The organism is Aureimonas sp. D3, from assembly GCF_001463805.1.
GTDB classification, from domain to species: Bacteria; Pseudomonadota; Alphaproteobacteria; order Rhizobiales; family Rhizobiaceae; genus Aureimonas; species Aureimonas ureilytica_A.
The window spans coordinates 1-13,594 of the sequence record NZ_BBWM01000053.1 but is presented as its reverse complement, the minus strand read 5'-3'; the positions used below and the strand labels follow the sequence as shown (position 1 = coordinate 13,594).

At 64.8% G+C, this 13,594-nt stretch carries 12 protein-coding genes; 3 read left to right on the top strand and 9 right to left on the bottom strand.

Translation table 11 applies throughout. The features are described from left to right. Position 1: 1 nt before the first annotated feature. A complete protein-coding gene (locus AUL36_RS15790) occupies positions 2-964 on the top strand; it encodes a metal ABC transporter substrate-binding protein (RefSeq protein ID WP_062222303.1) in 963 nt (320 codons plus the stop codon). Positions 965-1,055: 91 nt separating this feature from the next. On the opposite strand, the gene AUL36_RS15785 is transcribed toward AUL36_RS15790, so the two are convergent. Continuing rightward, a complete protein-coding gene (locus tag AUL36_RS15785; RefSeq protein ID WP_058599550.1) occupies positions 1,056-1,430 on the bottom strand; it encodes a hypothetical protein in 375 nt (124 codons plus the stop codon). 138 nt (positions 1,431-1,568) lie between these two features. Continuing rightward, positions 1,569-2,453, bottom strand: a complete 885-nt coding sequence (trhO, locus tag AUL36_RS15780) for an oxygen-dependent tRNA uridine(34) hydroxylase TrhO (RefSeq protein WP_062222301.1) — start codon at positions 2,451-2,453, stop codon at positions 1,569-1,571. Positions 2,454-2,531: 78 nt separating this feature from the next. Here trhO and AUL36_RS15775 point away from each other — a divergent pair, with 78 nt between their 5' ends. Then, positions 2,532-3,437, top strand: a complete 906-nt coding sequence (locus AUL36_RS15775; RefSeq protein WP_062222299.1) for an MBL fold metallo-hydrolase — start codon at positions 2,532-2,534, stop codon at positions 3,435-3,437. 12 nt (positions 3,438-3,449) lie between these two features. Here the strand turns inward: AUL36_RS15775 and AUL36_RS15770 are convergent, their stop codons facing one another. The 7 genes from AUL36_RS15770 to AUL36_RS15740 all read right to left on the bottom strand — a co-directional run bounded on the left by AUL36_RS15770 (position 3,450) and on the right by AUL36_RS15740 (position 12,404). Continuing rightward, on the bottom strand, positions 3,450-4,304 hold the full coding sequence (locus tag AUL36_RS15770; protein ID WP_062222297.1) for a DUF1499 domain-containing protein: 855 nt from the start codon (positions 4,302-4,304) through the stop codon (positions 3,450-3,452). Positions 4,305-4,362: 58 nt separating this feature from the next. Further along, complete coding sequence (locus AUL36_RS15765) at positions 4,363-6,000, bottom strand: long-chain-fatty-acid--CoA ligase (protein ID WP_062222295.1); 1,638 nt, start codon at positions 5,998-6,000, stop codon at positions 4,363-4,365. Positions 6,001-6,173: 173 nt separating this feature from the next. Continuing rightward, positions 6,174-8,852, bottom strand: a complete 2,679-nt coding sequence (ppdK, locus tag AUL36_RS15760) for a pyruvate, phosphate dikinase (protein WP_058599545.1) — start codon at positions 8,850-8,852, stop codon at positions 6,174-6,176. 147 nt (positions 8,853-8,999) lie between these two features. Then, positions 9,000-9,764, bottom strand: a complete 765-nt coding sequence (locus tag AUL36_RS15755) for a DsbA family protein (protein ID WP_062222294.1) — start codon at positions 9,762-9,764, stop codon at positions 9,000-9,002. 122 nt (positions 9,765-9,886) lie between these two features. Continuing rightward, the gene (locus AUL36_RS15750) at positions 9,887-10,429 is read right to left on the bottom strand and encodes a DUF721 domain-containing protein (protein WP_062222292.1); all 543 of its coding nucleotides are present in this window, start codon (positions 10,427-10,429) and stop codon (positions 9,887-9,889) included. Continuing rightward, positions 10,426-11,655, bottom strand: coding sequence for an O-antigen ligase family protein (locus AUL36_RS15745; RefSeq protein ID WP_062222291.1), 1,230 nt, complete (start codon positions 11,653-11,655; stop codon positions 10,426-10,428). The genes AUL36_RS15750 and AUL36_RS15745 overlap by 4 nt, the downstream gene beginning before the upstream one ends. After that, positions 11,652-12,404: a glycosyltransferase family 25 protein gene (locus AUL36_RS15740; protein ID WP_192843849.1), complete on the bottom strand. Its 753-nt coding sequence runs from the start codon at positions 12,402-12,404 to the stop codon at positions 11,652-11,654. Before AUL36_RS15740 ends, AUL36_RS15745 begins: the two co-directional genes overlap by 4 nt. A gap of 93 nt (positions 12,405-12,497) precedes the next feature. Between AUL36_RS15740 and mutY the strand changes: the two genes are divergently transcribed. Beyond that, positions 12,498-13,571 (top strand): A/G-specific adenine glycosylase, encoded by a 1,074-nt coding sequence (mutY, locus tag AUL36_RS15735; protein ID WP_062222288.1) that lies wholly within the window; start codon positions 12,498-12,500, stop codon positions 13,569-13,571. The last annotated feature ends 23 nt before the right edge of the window (positions 13,572-13,594 follow it).

Sequence of the window (13,594 nt, the reverse complement as noted above, 5' to 3'; positions counted from 1 at the left end):
GATGGTCTTTCGCTCGATTTCCCTCGCGCTGGCGCTTGGCGCCTCGACGCTTGCCTTCTCCCCCGCCTTCGCCGAGCCGCTGAAGGTCGTGGCCTCCTTCTCGATCCTTGGCGACATGGTCAAGGAGATCGGCGGCAAGGATGTCGTCGTCACCACGCTGGTCGGCCCCAACGGCGACGCGCATGTCTACGAGCCCACCCCGCAGGACGCCAAGGCGCTCGGGGAAGCCAAAGTGCTGGTCGAGAACGGCCTGAACATGGAAGGCTGGCTGCCCCGCCTCGTCAAGACGTCCGGTTTCTCCGGCGAAACGGTGATCGCCTCCACAGGCGTGAAGCCGCGCGAACTGACCCCCGAGGAACAGGCTCTGGAAGCCGCCGAGGAGGCACATGACCATGGCGGCGAGGCCCATGCGGAGGCCGATCATGATCACGACCATGTCGATCCGCACGCTTGGCAAGATCTGAAGAACGGCGAGATCTACGCCAAGAACATCGCTGCAGGCCTCGCCAAGGCCGATCCCGAACACGCCAAGGACTATCTCAAGCGCGGCGACGCCTATATCGCCGAGATGAAGGTGCTGGACGAGAAGGTCCGCGCCGAGATCGACCAAGTGCCGGAAAACCAGCGCTTGATCGTCACCTCCCATGATGCCTTCGGCTATTTCGGCCAGGCCTATCATGTGAAGTTCATCGCGCCGCAGGGCGTTTCCACCGAGGCGGAAGCCTCCGCACAGGACGTGGCCAAGATTATCGACCAGATTCGCGCGCAGCATATCCGCGCCGTCTTCGTCGAAAACATCTCCAACCCGCGCCTGATCGAACAGATCAGCCGGGAGACGAAGGCCAAGGTCGGCGGTTCGCTTTTTTCAGACGCACTGTCGCCGAGCAACGGTCCGGCCCCGACCTATCTCGACATGTTCCGCAACAATGCGGACCAGATCGTCAAGGCGCTCAAGACCAGCTGACGCCTATTCGGGGGGCCCGCTCGCCGGGCCCCTGTCCGTTCGGTTCCGTCCCATCGCCTGAAAGCTGAACGCCGCTTTCGATGGATAGGCTTCAGCTACAGACTGCGCGATCGATGAAGACGGACGAGATGCTGCCGCCGACGCGGTATCGATATTCAACGGAGGCCACCTGGCGCGAGCGCAGGGCCTTCTTCCACATGCCGCAGCGGGCTTTCTCGTCGCCGCGCCGCCAGACGTTCAGCTCGATCCGCTCGTCCGCAACGAATTGAAGCGTGACGAGACGACCATCGAACGTCACCTCCTCCAGAATGCTGCCATCCCCCTGCTGAGCTGGAAGAGTGGACTGGAGCGTGGAGATGTCATTTCGAACATCGGTCGCCCCTCGAGCGAAGGATACGAAATCGACCCTGTCGCTCAGCAGAAGCGCACCGGTGATTCCAAGACCGGCGAGGCCAGCTATATGCATTCTACGGTCACGAAACGTTAGCATGGACGCCTCCGATCACCGGTTGAGGATCGAAGGTTTCTACCCCAATTTTTGTTGCAATGCCGTGACGAAAGAATTGCGTCGCACCCAAACACTTGGGATTTCCACGACTTCCTGTCAGCGTCGACCTTTTGCCATCTGAGATTGGCGCATCCGGAGCGCGCTGGCGCGCTCGGGCGTCAGCCGATCGAAGCAATGCGGGCAGGACACGCCGGGTTCGAAGCGCGAATCGGTCTCGTCCTCCCGTGTGATCGGCGAGCCGCAGCCGAAACATCGCAGCCAGGACTCCGTCTGGCTCAGCTCATGGCCCACCGCCGTCCGTCCGTCGAAGACGTAGCACTCGCCCTGCCACCGGCTTTCGCTGGCGGGAACATCTTCCAGATATTGCAGAATGCCGCCCTTGAGGTGGAAGACTTCCGAGAACCCGTGCGCCAGCATGAAGGAAGACGCCTTCTCGCATCGGATGCCGCCGGTGCAGAACATGGCGATCTTGGGCTGGCGCGCGGGATCGAGCTTTTCGCGAACGAAATCCTTGAACTCGGTAAAGCTGTCGATCTCGGGATCGACGGCATTCTCGAAGGTTCCGACCTTGGTCTCATATCGATTTCGCGTGTCGATCACGAGAACGTCGGGGTCGGCCAAAAGAGCGTTCCAGTCGGCCGGGGCGACATAGGTTCCGACCTGCCGAGTCGGATCGGCCTCGGGCGCGCGCATGGTGATGATCTCGGGGCGAATGCGCACTTTCAGCCGCGCGAAGGGCCGCTCGGCGGCCTGCGAATATTTCACCTCGCCCTGGTGGACGCCCAGTCGCCGGTCGAGTTCGTCCACCAGCTCGCCAATGGCCTCGGCGCTGCCGGCAACGGTTCCGTTGACGCCTTCGGAGGCGAGTAGCAACGTGCCGAAGATGCCACGCGCCTGCGCGAACTCGAAGAGCTCGGCGCGCAGCGAGACCAGATCCGGAATGGAAACGAAACGGTAAAGAGCGACGATGGTCCAAGTCATCAGGCCCTATACTCCGTGCCCGGCCGGGTATCAAACACCACTTGACTCCACCGCCCCACCTGACGACCTCATGCGCCGATGAGCCTCGATCTCGATACGAATTTTCAGCCCGAGCACGGTCGCCCCGTCGAAGTCGCGCCGGAGATAGTGCGCCTGACGGCGCCCAATGCCAGCCCGATGACCTTCACCGGCACGAACACCTATCTTTTGGGCCGGGACAGATTGCTCGTGATCGACCCCGGCCCGAGGGACGAGCGTCATCTCGAAGCGTTGCTGCGTGCCATCGACGGTCGGCCCGTCGAGTCGATACTGGTGACGCATACCCATCTCGACCACAGCGGCCTGTGCGACGCCTTGAAGGCACGAACCGGCGCCCCTGTCGCAGCGGAAGGCCCGCATCGAACCGCGCGTCCTCTCGCCGCCAACGAGATCAACCGTCTGGACGCCGCCGCCGATCACGCGTTTCGGCCCGACAGGACGTTGCGAGACGGAGAGACCATGACGACCGCCGCCGGGCGGATCACCGGCATCGCGACCCCTGGCCATACCGCCAATCACATGGCTTTCGCACTGGAGGGATCCGGCATCCTCTTCTCGGGCGATCATGTAATGTCCTGGTCGACATCGATCGTCGCCCCGCCGGATGGTGGGATGGCGGACTATATGGCCTCGCTCGACAAGCTCCTGCTTCGCTCGGATACGCTTTATCTGCCCGGACATGGCGGGCCGATCGCCAAGCCCCTCGCCTTCGTGCGGGCGCTGCGCACACACCGGCGCATGCGCGAACAGGCCATTCTGGAGCGTGTCCGCGCCGGCGATCGAACGATTCCTGAGATCGTGAAGGCTATCTATCGCAGCACGCCGGTGGCGCTGCACGGCGCGGCCGCACTCTCGGTCTTCGCGCATCTTGAAAATCTATGCGAGCGCGGGCTGGTGGCGACGGAAAGCGACTGCGATCTCAGCGGACGTTTCGAGCCCTGCTGAGCCGTCAACAGCTCAGCTTTCGGGCGCGACGCCTTCCAGCACCTTCATCGCTTCGTCCAGCCGATCCAGAAAACCCTGGATCAGCCGGCGGTTCTCGCCGAGATCGCGCTCCAGAGTACGCGAAACCGAACGGACATCGACATAGGTTGTCCCGTCATTCTCGACGATACGGATCGTCATGTCGCTCGGGAACGCGAAGAGCGGCGCATAGGCGGTGGCCTGAATTGTATAATCGTCGGAATCGAGATCGGCGAACTCGTCTGTCTCTTCGTCTTCCTCTTCATCAAGACGCAGCGAGTCGCGCAGCGTCGGGATCGGCACGAGCACCGTGCCGGAGACGCCGAGATCAGGCCCTTCCGGGCGCGCCATGTCGGGTGTGCGCACATCGACCAGCACCATGCCGCGCTTTTCCATGGCGGTTCGCGCCGCCTGGAACACGGTCGAAGCCGTCGCCTGAAAGTCGCGCCCGACCAGAACGCCGTCCTGCGTCTGGATGGGCTGCGCGGACAGCGCCATCCCGCTCATCCCCGTCGTCTCGGCCGCATGGCCTTCGGGATATTTCGAGAAGAGATAGGCCGCTCCCAGAAAGGGCGCGGCGGCCAGCCCGCCGACCAGCAGCGCCCCGATGGCCCGGCCGCCCCCGCGCGCGCCGTTGCGCCAGATAAGGAGAATGGCAAAGACCGCCAGAAGCAGCCCCAGCGCCGCCAGCCCGCCCGCCAGGGCGAGCGAGAGCGACAGGACCGATTGATCGAGAAGATGCAGGCGAAAGAACAGGACCGACACAGGAAGCAGCGCGAGGGCGAACAGAGCGAAGTTCCACGCCCAGTCGGCGCTCCGACTACGCCCCGTCAGATAATGTCCCGCCACGTCGCCGCCCCGCTTTTCGTCCTCAGCGGTGTATCAGATGCCGGCGAGGCGCGACAGTTCAAGCCGCGCTCTCGCTCGTCGGCAGACGATAGGAGGCGAACTGCTTGCGCAGCTCCATCTTCTGGATCTTGCCGGTGGCCGTGTGCGGAATTGCGTCCACGAACACCACGTCATCGGGCATCCACCAGCGCGCGACTCGTCCGTTCAAATGATCGATCAAGTCCTGGCGCGTCAGCCGCGCGCCCTCGCGTGGGACGACGACGAGAAGCGGGCGCTCGTCCCATTTGGGATGCGCGACGCCGATCACCGCAGCCTCCGCGACATCGGGATGGCCGACCGCCAGGTTTTCCAGCTCGATCGTCGAAATCCATTCGCCGCCGGACTTGATGACGTCCTTGGCGCGGTCGGTGATCTGCATGGTCCCGTTGGCGTCGATATGGGCGACATCACCCGTATCGAACCAATCGTCCGCCCCGAAAGCCTCCGAGCCCGCCCCCTTGTGATAGGCCGAGGAAATGGCCAAGCCACGGACCTTTAGACGACCGAAACGTCGACCGTCCCGCGGCAATTCGCGGTCCTCATCATCCGTCACCTTGATCTCGACGCCGAACGGGGCGCGGCCCTGCTTGGATTTCAGCGTATAAAGCGTCTCGTCGTCCAAACCGTCCCATTCCGGCGTCGACGCGTTCAGCGTGCCGAGCGGGCTCGTTTCGGTCATGCCCCAGGCATGGACGACCTCCACGCCGTATCGCTTCTCGAACGCCTCGAGAATGGCGCGCGGACAAGCCGCACCGCCGATCACCACGCGCTTGAGATCAGGCAGGAGACCGCCGCTCGCCTGAAGATGCTGAAGCAGCATCATCCAGACCGTCGGCACCGCCGCGCTGAAGGTCACGCGCTCGCTCGTCAACAGCTCATGGATCGACGCGCCATCCATTTTCGGCCCCGGCAAAACCATCGCCGCGCCCACCATTGGACAGGAAAAGGCAATGCCCCAGCCGTTGGCGTGGAAGAGTGGGACGACGGGCATGATCCGGTCGCGGCAGGACAGGTTCATCGCGTCCGGCTGGATCGCGATCATGGAATGGAGAACGTTCGAGCGATGCGAATAGACAACGCCTTTCGGCATCCCCGTCGTGCCTGAGGTGTAGCACATGCCGGCGGCGTCCCGCTCATCGAGCTTGACCCATTGGAAATCCTCGTCCGCCTCGGCCAGCCATGTCTCGTAGGGCACGATGTCGAGCGTGCTCTCCGGCAGATGCGCTTCGTCGGTCAGGATCACGATGCGGCGCAGGCTCGGCACGCGCGGCGCCACCGCTTCGAGGATGGGCAGGAAGGTCAGATCGGCGAAGAGAATTTCATCCTCAGCGTCGTTCATGATCCAGGCGATCTGATCCGGGAATAAACGCGGGTTCAGCGTGTGATAGACCGCCCCCGCCCCGACGATGCCGTACCAGCATTCCAAGTGACGCCACGTGTTCCAGGCCATGGTCGCGACCCGAGAACCAGACTGGATGCCGTCCGCCTGAAGGCGCTTGGCCAAGCGGAGCGCGCGGATGCGGACGTCAGCGTAGGTCGTGCGATGGATCGGCCCTTCCACCGAGCGGGACACGATCTCGCGCGCGCCATGGTTGAGCGCCGCGTGATCGATCACCTTCGTGCATAGAAGCGGCCAGTCCTGCATCAAGCCCAACATCACACTTTCCTCCCGCCCATCGCGCCGCTGCCCGGCGTCTGAGCGGTCAAGTGTTCCGAAGATCACGCGGCTTGTCCAGCCGCCGAGTCCAAGGCGGAATGACGAGGCTTTGAGGGGTTGGTTAGACGCATTGTCCGGGCGCGAAAGCCGCCTCGGCTTTCGCTGGAAATGCTCTAGAACCTCGTGCGGGTTTTAGGTGCAGCCGCCGTGCGGATAGCGCGCTCGAACCGGATGGCCGCCTGCGCGGCAGCCAGACGAGCAATCGGCACGCGATAGGGTGAGCAGGACACGTAATCCAGCCCCGTACGCTCGAAGAAGGCGATGGACGCGGGATCGCCGCCCTGCTCGCCGCAGACGCCGAGCGGAATGTCGGGCCGCGTGCGGCGCGCCTTCTCGACGCCGAGCGCGATCAACTCGCCGACACCCTCGATGTCCAGCGTCTGGAACGGATCACGCTCGATGATTCCCTGCCGCTCATAGGCCGACAGAAAGTTCGCGGCATCGTCGCGCGAGATGCCATAGACGGTCTGCGTCAGATCGTTGGTGCCGAAGGAGAAGAAGTCGGCGACCTCCGCGATCGTGTCGGCGCGAACGATGGCGCGCGGCAATTCGATCATAGTTCCCACGAGATAGGTGATCTCGCGGTTGCGCTCCGCCATCACGAGCTTGGCCACCCCGTCTACGCGCGCCTTGACGAAATCCAGTTCCTTGCGCAGCCCGACCAGCGGCACCATGATCTCGGGAACGACCGCCTTGCCCTTGCGCTCGCCGGCCTCGATCGCCGCCTCAAAAATCGCGCGCGCCTGCATTTCCACGATTTCGGGATGAGAGATGGCCAGCCGGCAGCCACGATGGCCGAGCATCGGGTTGAACTCGTGGAGCGCGTCGATCCGCTCGTTCACGACGGCCACGCTGATGCCGAGCGAGGATGCGGTTTCGGTGATTTCCTGATCGCCCTTGGGCAGGAACTCATGCAGCGGCGGGTCGAGCAGGCGGATCATCACCGGCATTCCGGCCATGATCTCGAACAGTTCGATGAAATCGGAGCGCTGGATCGGCAGCAGCTTGTCGAGAGCCGCGCGCCGGCCCGCTTCGTCGCGCGCCAAGATCATCTCGCGCATCATGGAAATGCGCTCGCCCTCGAAGAACATATGCTCCGTGCGGCACAGGCCGATGCCCTCCGCGCCGAAGGCCCGCGCCGCGCGCGCTTCGGCCGGCGTTTCGGCATTGGTGCGCACGCGCATTCGGCGCGCGCGATCCGAGAATTCCATCAGCGTGGCGAAGTCGCCGGTCAGCGAGGGGCGCTTGAGCTTCGGCGCGCCGGCGATCACCTCGCCCGTCGTACCATCGATCGTTAGCCAGTCGCCATATTCCAGCACTCGGCCGGACGCCGTCAGCGTGCCGGCCTCGGTATTGACGCGCAGCGCCCCCGCGCCGGTGACGCAAGGCTTGCCGATGCCGCGCGCGACAACGGCGGCGTGGCTTGTCGTGCCGCCGCGAACTGTCAGCACGCCTTCCGTCACGTGCATTCCGTGCACGTCCTCCGGCAGGGTCTCGTTGCGAACCAGGATGGACTTGCGCCCTTCGGCCGCCAGCGCGATCGCCTGTTCGGACGAGAAAACGATCTGCCCGCTCGCAGCGCCCGGCGAGGCCGGCATTCCCTTGCCGATGACGACGACCTCTTCGCCGCGCTCGATCGAGGGATGCAGCAATTGGTCAAGCGCCGAGGGCTCGATCCGCAGCAGCGCGTCTTCCTCGCCGATCAGCCCTTCGCGCGTCATGGCGATGGCGATGCGGATGCCCTCCGCCACGCTGCGCTTGAGAATGCGGGACTGGAGCAGGAACAGCTCGCCGTCCCCGACCATGAAATCGATCTCGCAGGCATCGCCCATATGAGCTTCGATGCGTCGCGCGTGGTCGGCCAATGCGCCGAGGTCGGCCGGAAACAGGGATTGAATGCTGGGCGCGCCGAGATCGATCGGCTCCACGTGCGGCTGGATACCGTCGCCGCCCCGGCCGCCGAGCGCGAACTCGCCGGTCAGCTGCGGCTCGCCCGTCTTGAGGTCGCGCGAGAGGGCCCGCCCGGTCCCGGACTTCTCACCCCGCTCGTTGAAGATCATGGCATGGATGGTAACGGCCAGACCGGCGTTCTCGCCGATCCCGTGCACCATACGAAAGGCCCGCGCGACCGGGCCGCGCCAGCTTGCAAAGCTTGCTTCCACTACGCGATAAAGCTGTTCGAGAGGCGATTGCGGCATCGCCTCGCCCACCTCGTCCTCCACGAAGGACAGGTAAGCGCCGATGAGCGTGCGCCAATCCACGAGGGAATGGGGCTCGCCGCCTTGCCAGCCGGAACGCTCGCGCTGCTTGTCGGCCACCTCGTCGAACTCGCCGGGGTCCATGCTATAGACCAGCGAGCAATAGCTTTCGATGAAACGACGATAGCTGCGAAAGGCGAAGCCGAGATCACCGAGTTCCTGCGCCAAGCGCTCGACCGTCCGGTTGTTGAGGCCGACATCCAGAACCGTGTCGGCCAGCCCCGGCATGATGGCGCGAGCGCTGGTGCGCACCGCCAGAAGCAGAGGCTTGTCGGAGCCGTCGAAGGTGCGCCCCGTCACTCCTTCCAGCCATTCGATGGCCGCCAGCATTTCGTTTCGCAGCGCCGGGGGAAGATCGCTCCCCGCCGCCACGGCCTCGCGCCAGGCCGACGTCGAGATCGTGAACCCCGGCGGCACCGGCAAATCGAGAGATGCCAGAACAGCGAGGTTCGAGCCTTTCAGCCCGAGCGCTTCCGTCGCATCGGCCGTTCGATCGGCGGCACCTCGTCGGAAGGTGAACAGTCTTTTGGCCATCGAAATATCTGACTATCCCGGCGGCTTCGAAACCGCGATCACTTCAGCCTGCGATCTTTACGCAAATAGGCGTGCCGCGCCAATGCTGCAGCGCGGCATCCGAGCAATTTCATCTCAAAGATCGAATGGTTCGATCTTTCGATGGTCTCAGAGATGCTTGTCGATGATCGCCGCCATCTCATCGGCCGACATGGCACCGGCATATTTGTCGCCATTGATGAAGAAGGTGGGTGTCGCGGACACGCCGAACTCCTTCTGCCCGGCTTCCTGCACCGCCACGACCTTGCCCTGCAGCTCGGTGTTCTGGAGGCAGGCCTTGAACTGATCCTGCGACATGCCGGCGAGCTGCGCGATCTTCAGGAGCGCGACGGAGGCATTCTCGGCGGCCGCCCAGTCCCGCTGCTGGTCGAACAGGACATCGACCATCGCGGTGCGACGCTCGTCACCAGCGCAACGCGCCAGCATGAAGGCGGCAACGGCGCGCGGGTCGAAGGGGAACTCGCGAAGGATGAGCTTTGCCTTGCCCGTATCGAGATAGTCCTTCTTGATCGCCGGATAGCTCTCGGAATGGAAGTCGCGGCAGTGCGAGCAGGTCATCGAGGCATATTCGACGATCGTCACAGGCGCGTCGGCCTTACCGATCACCACGTCCGGCAGGGCCTGCGGCGCCATGAGCTTGGCCACGTCCACCTTGCCTTCGGAAGCGGGCGGCTTGGCGGCGGACGGGTTGGTGGCGCGGGCCTCCGGCTGGCTGGCGGCGGGGGTCTGCGCCGGCGTCGCGCTTTGGCTCCAGGCCGTTCCCGCCGCACCCAGCGTCATCGCCAGGATGGCCGCGCCCGCGACGAGGACCGTACGTCTGCGCTTCGAAGCCACGCCGGATGTGATGCGGGTCGTCTCGTTCGGGAGGGTCATGATCTCGACTCGGCCTTTCGCGAAAGAAGCCCCATCGGCTTCGCCATGCCCGACCTAGCGCAGGAAATGTGGCAAATCCAACGTAAGCGCGCCTGTCCGCTGGCAAAACCCGTCGAAAACGACTATCGTCCGCCCCGATCGCGTTCGGCGGCGTTGCGCCCGAGCACGGTTTCGCCGAAGCGCTCCAGCGCGGAGCGAAGGCGCGGGTTCTCGATTCGCGAGGTCGCTTCCGCGATCATTTGGCGATCGCCGGGGCCGATCGGCTTGGACGGCACCTTGCGGCTGACACGGTGAATCTGCACGGGCTTCTGAACGATGCGAAGGCGTGAGACGGCGGGATAGCCGAAATAGCCGTTGACCCGCGTCAGCAGGTCCTGCGCTTCGTGCTGAAGGCGCAGGACATAGGCCCCCTCGCAGGCGACCACCAACGTCGCCGGCTCGAACGGATCGTCATCGCTGCGCCTCGGCGGCCAAAGAAGTTTTTCAGGCCGGCATCCCTGTTCGAGCCGGAGGCCGGCGATCTCCGACCAAGCCGAGAGAAGCCCAGCCGTCATTCCCGCCCGTTTGGACACGATCGGGTCCACCAGATCGGACACGAGATCGGCGAGCGGGCGCGGCCCGCGCGGCTTCGACGGTCGTGTGCTCTTGTCTCCTCCGTCCTTCATCGTGTTCCCTTAAGGTCTGACTCAGGGCGAAAATGTCGCTGCCGTGCGATCGTCGCCAGAACGGTTCCCATCGTGCCGAACAACACGATCAACGTCCATTCGTTCAGGAGGACGCCGTGAAACGAGCCGAAGGACACGAGAAAGGCGACGAGAAGACAGGAAACTTCGCGCAGATCGCGCGATGCCGTCCGACGAAACACCGTGACCAGAAAGCTCGCAAAGACCGAGAGCATGAGAACGAGGCCGATCAGTCCGCTCGAAATCGCCTCGTCCAGAACGAAATTGTGCAGGTGCTGGTAGTAGGTAACCATATAGGCGTTGCGACCGGCCTTCTCACCGGCGGCTTCCATCTTGTGCGTTCCGCCAACCCCGATCAGCGGATGCTCGCCGATGACGAGCAAGGCCGATTTCCACATGACGAGTCGCACATCCACCGAACCCGTGACGTCTCCGGTCGCCTCGAAATTCTGCACTTCGCTGACGCCGCTCTCGAAACGCTCGCTCAGCACCCGACTGGCGGGGTAGGCCAAAAGAATCAAGCCAAGGCCTGCGGCAATGGCGAGTTTCCACGAGACGCGGAACCGCCCGCCGCCAGCCACGCGCAGGATATCCGCAAGTGCCGCGAAGACCACGACTACGAGAGCCGCGCGCGTTCCCGACAGAAGAATCGGAACGATCGAAAGATAGGTCCATCCCGCGGCATTGGGCAGCCAGCGCCAAGGGCGAACCGCCGGCAGCCGGGCGGCCAGCCCGACCACGCCCGCCACGTAGGCAAACAGCGCCTCGTTCGCGCCGAGCCCGACGCGATCGCCGACCATGAGATAGTTGATCGGCGTTGCCACCAGCAAAGCCATGAGGGCGAGACGTGCGCCCGTCGCCAGCGCGTCCGCCGGTCGTCTCACGAGGCAGAGCCCGATCGGAAAAAACACGAAGGCCAGCTCGATGGCGGCATAGGAAAGAACCCGGTTCCCCGAGACCGGCTCTCCGCGCAGGAGGCTGAGGCCGATCTGCCAAAGGGACCAAGCGAGAAGCAGGCCGGAGAAAACCACCGGCGCGCTTCGACAAGCACGGTGACGGATCAGAGCGAGGTAGAGGCCGCAAAGCGCGAAAAACAGAAAGGCGGCCTTGCCCGCACCCAGCATGAGGCCGAGTAGAAACACCCCGCCGCCCAGAATGAAAGGGTCGATCCTGCGGCGCAGAAGAAGCGTCCGGCCCATCATGGTCATGCCGTGTGTCGTCCCATGGTCGCGGTGCGCCAGATGCGCCGCGCCAGATCCTGCGTGCGGAAGGCCAGCGTCGGCAGACGCCGCCATGCGGGAAGTTTCATCGCGGCGTACTGGCTGGTTTCCCGCGTCAGGCTGGTCTTCGACAGCGATCCGAAGCCGACCAGATCGGGCCAGATGTCATAGGTGCGCAGGCCCGTCGCCCAGCCGCGCTCCAACGCGACATCATAAGGAAGACGCATCGGGGTGAGCGCATCGGCCAGCCGCCCGGCCGCCTCGCTGCGAACGATATAGGCGGCAGCGCTCCCGGTCGGCCCGAAATAGGTCGCGCAGAGTTGGCGGCCGCGTGGGAGGTCGCGCACCACCTTGCGCGCCGCGCGGCGATGATGGGCAAAGCGCACCACGTCCCAATCGTCCCGATCCGCCAGGGCTTCCAGAACGGGGGCGAGATCGGGCAGCGGCTTGATGTCGTCCTCGAAGATCACGCCCGCCTCCGCCTCGCTGGCGGCGATGCGGCGCAAGGCCGCAAGATGGCTGGCATAGCAGCCATATTCCCCGTCCATCGGCCGCTTCCCATGGTCGCGCAAAAAGCCGGACCGATCGAGAAGCACGCGTTCCGCGTCCGGCACGCTCTTTCCATCCACGGCAGCGACCCGTATCAGGTCGATGCCCGAGGCGGCGGCTTCCGCGCGGATGGCGGCGAGGCGTTCGGGCGAGCGGTCGAGGTTGATGACGAAGAATTCGATCTTCAAGAACATATCCCGCTGGACGGCGGCATCACGGCTGCCGGCGATCAGCGCGTCGGATGGACGCGCGCCCGCCCGAAGTCAAGCCGCGAGGCCGGCATGAGCGAACTGCCGCCTTTTTCGGATCGATTGCTGGGCTGGTATGATCGCCATGCCCGCAGCCTGCCTTGGCGCGTTTCACCCGGCGACCGCGCGCGGGGCGTGCGGCCCGATCCCTACCGGGTCTGGCTGTCGGAGGTCATGCTGCAACAAACGACGGTGGCCGCCGTCAAAAGCTATTTCGCCATTTTCACGCAGCGCTGGCCGAATGTCCAAGCGCTGGCGAACGCGGCCGACGAGGATGTCATGGCCGCCTGGGCGGGGCTTGGCTATTACGCCCGCGCCCGCAACCTTCTCGCCTGCGCCCGCGAGGTAACGCGCCATCGCAACGGTCGCTTTCCCGAAACCGCCGATGCCTTGCGCGATCTTCCCGGGATCGGCGACTACACCTCAGCGGCCATCGCCTCCATCGCCTTCGACGAGCCTGCGCCGGTTGTGGACGGCAATATCGAGCGGGTGACGACGCGCCTCTACGCCATCGAAACGCCCCTGCCCGCCGCGCGCAAGGAGATACGCCTGCGCGTCGCGGAGATGACGCCACAGAGCCGCGCCGGCGACTTTGCCCAGGCCATGATGGATTTGGGTGCTACCATCTGCACGCCTCGATCGCCGACCTGCATCCTGTGCCCTGTCAGCGAAGGCTGCGTGGCGCGACAAGAGGGGCGGCAGGAGCAGTTTCCGAAGAAACTCGCCAAGAAGGCGAAACCGTCTCGGCGTGGTGCGGCTTTCGTCGCCCGGCGAGCGCACGACGGCGCGATCCTGCTCCGCCGCCGACCGGCCTCGGGAATGCTCGGGGGCATGGCCGAACCCTTCACCACGGATTGGAGTTCGAAAACTGACGGAGCGACGGGACCTGACGCGGCGCCCTTCGCGGCCGACTGGCGGCGCGCGGGCGAAGTCACCCACGGCTTCACCCATTTCGACCTGACGCTCGAAGTCTGGCTGGCGACGATCCAAGCCGAGCCGACCGACGCAGGCTGGTGGGCACAGGCCGGCGATCTGAGTGCCGCCGGATTGCCGACGCTGATGCGCAAGGCCATCGAGGCGGCCCTAGCCGCCGCGCCGTCTCGCTAGAGCCCGGCCTTGGCGATGGCACC

What these genes read in the sequence shown, in the direction of transcription:
- AUL36_RS15790 (WP_062222303.1), top strand. Translation starts at nt 2, where the DNA reads ATGGTCTTTCGCTCGATTTCCCTCGCGCTGGCGCTTGGCGCCTCGACG.
- trhO (WP_062222301.1), bottom strand. Translation starts at nt 2,453, where the DNA reads ATGACTTGGACCATCGTCGCTCTTTACCGTTTCGTTTCCATTCCGGAT.
- AUL36_RS15755 (WP_062222294.1), bottom strand. Translation starts at nt 9,764, where the DNA reads ATGACCCTCCCGAACGAGACGACCCGCATCACATCCGGCGTGGCTTCG.
- AUL36_RS15750 (WP_062222292.1), bottom strand. Translation starts at nt 10,429, where the DNA reads ATGAAGGACGGAGGAGACAAGAGCACACGACCGTCGAAGCCGCGCGGG.
- ppdK (WP_058599545.1), bottom strand. Translation starts at nt 8,852, where the DNA reads ATGGCCAAAAGACTGTTCACCTTCCGACGAGGTGCCGCCGATCGAACG.
- mutY (WP_062222288.1), top strand. Translation starts at nt 12,498, where the DNA reads ATGAGCGAACTGCCGCCTTTTTCGGATCGATTGCTGGGCTGGTATGAT.
- AUL36_RS15785 (WP_058599550.1), bottom strand. Translation starts at nt 1,430, where the DNA reads ATGCATATAGCTGGCCTCGCCGGTCTTGGAATCACCGGTGCGCTTCTG.
- AUL36_RS15745 (WP_062222291.1), bottom strand. Translation starts at nt 11,655, where the DNA reads ATGACCATGATGGGCCGGACGCTTCTTCTGCGCCGCAGGATCGACCCT.
- AUL36_RS15765 (WP_062222295.1), bottom strand. Translation starts at nt 6,000, where the DNA reads ATGTTGGGCTTGATGCAGGACTGGCCGCTTCTATGCACGAAGGTGATC.
- AUL36_RS15775 (WP_062222299.1), top strand. Translation starts at nt 2,532, where the DNA reads ATGAGCCTCGATCTCGATACGAATTTTCAGCCCGAGCACGGTCGCCCC.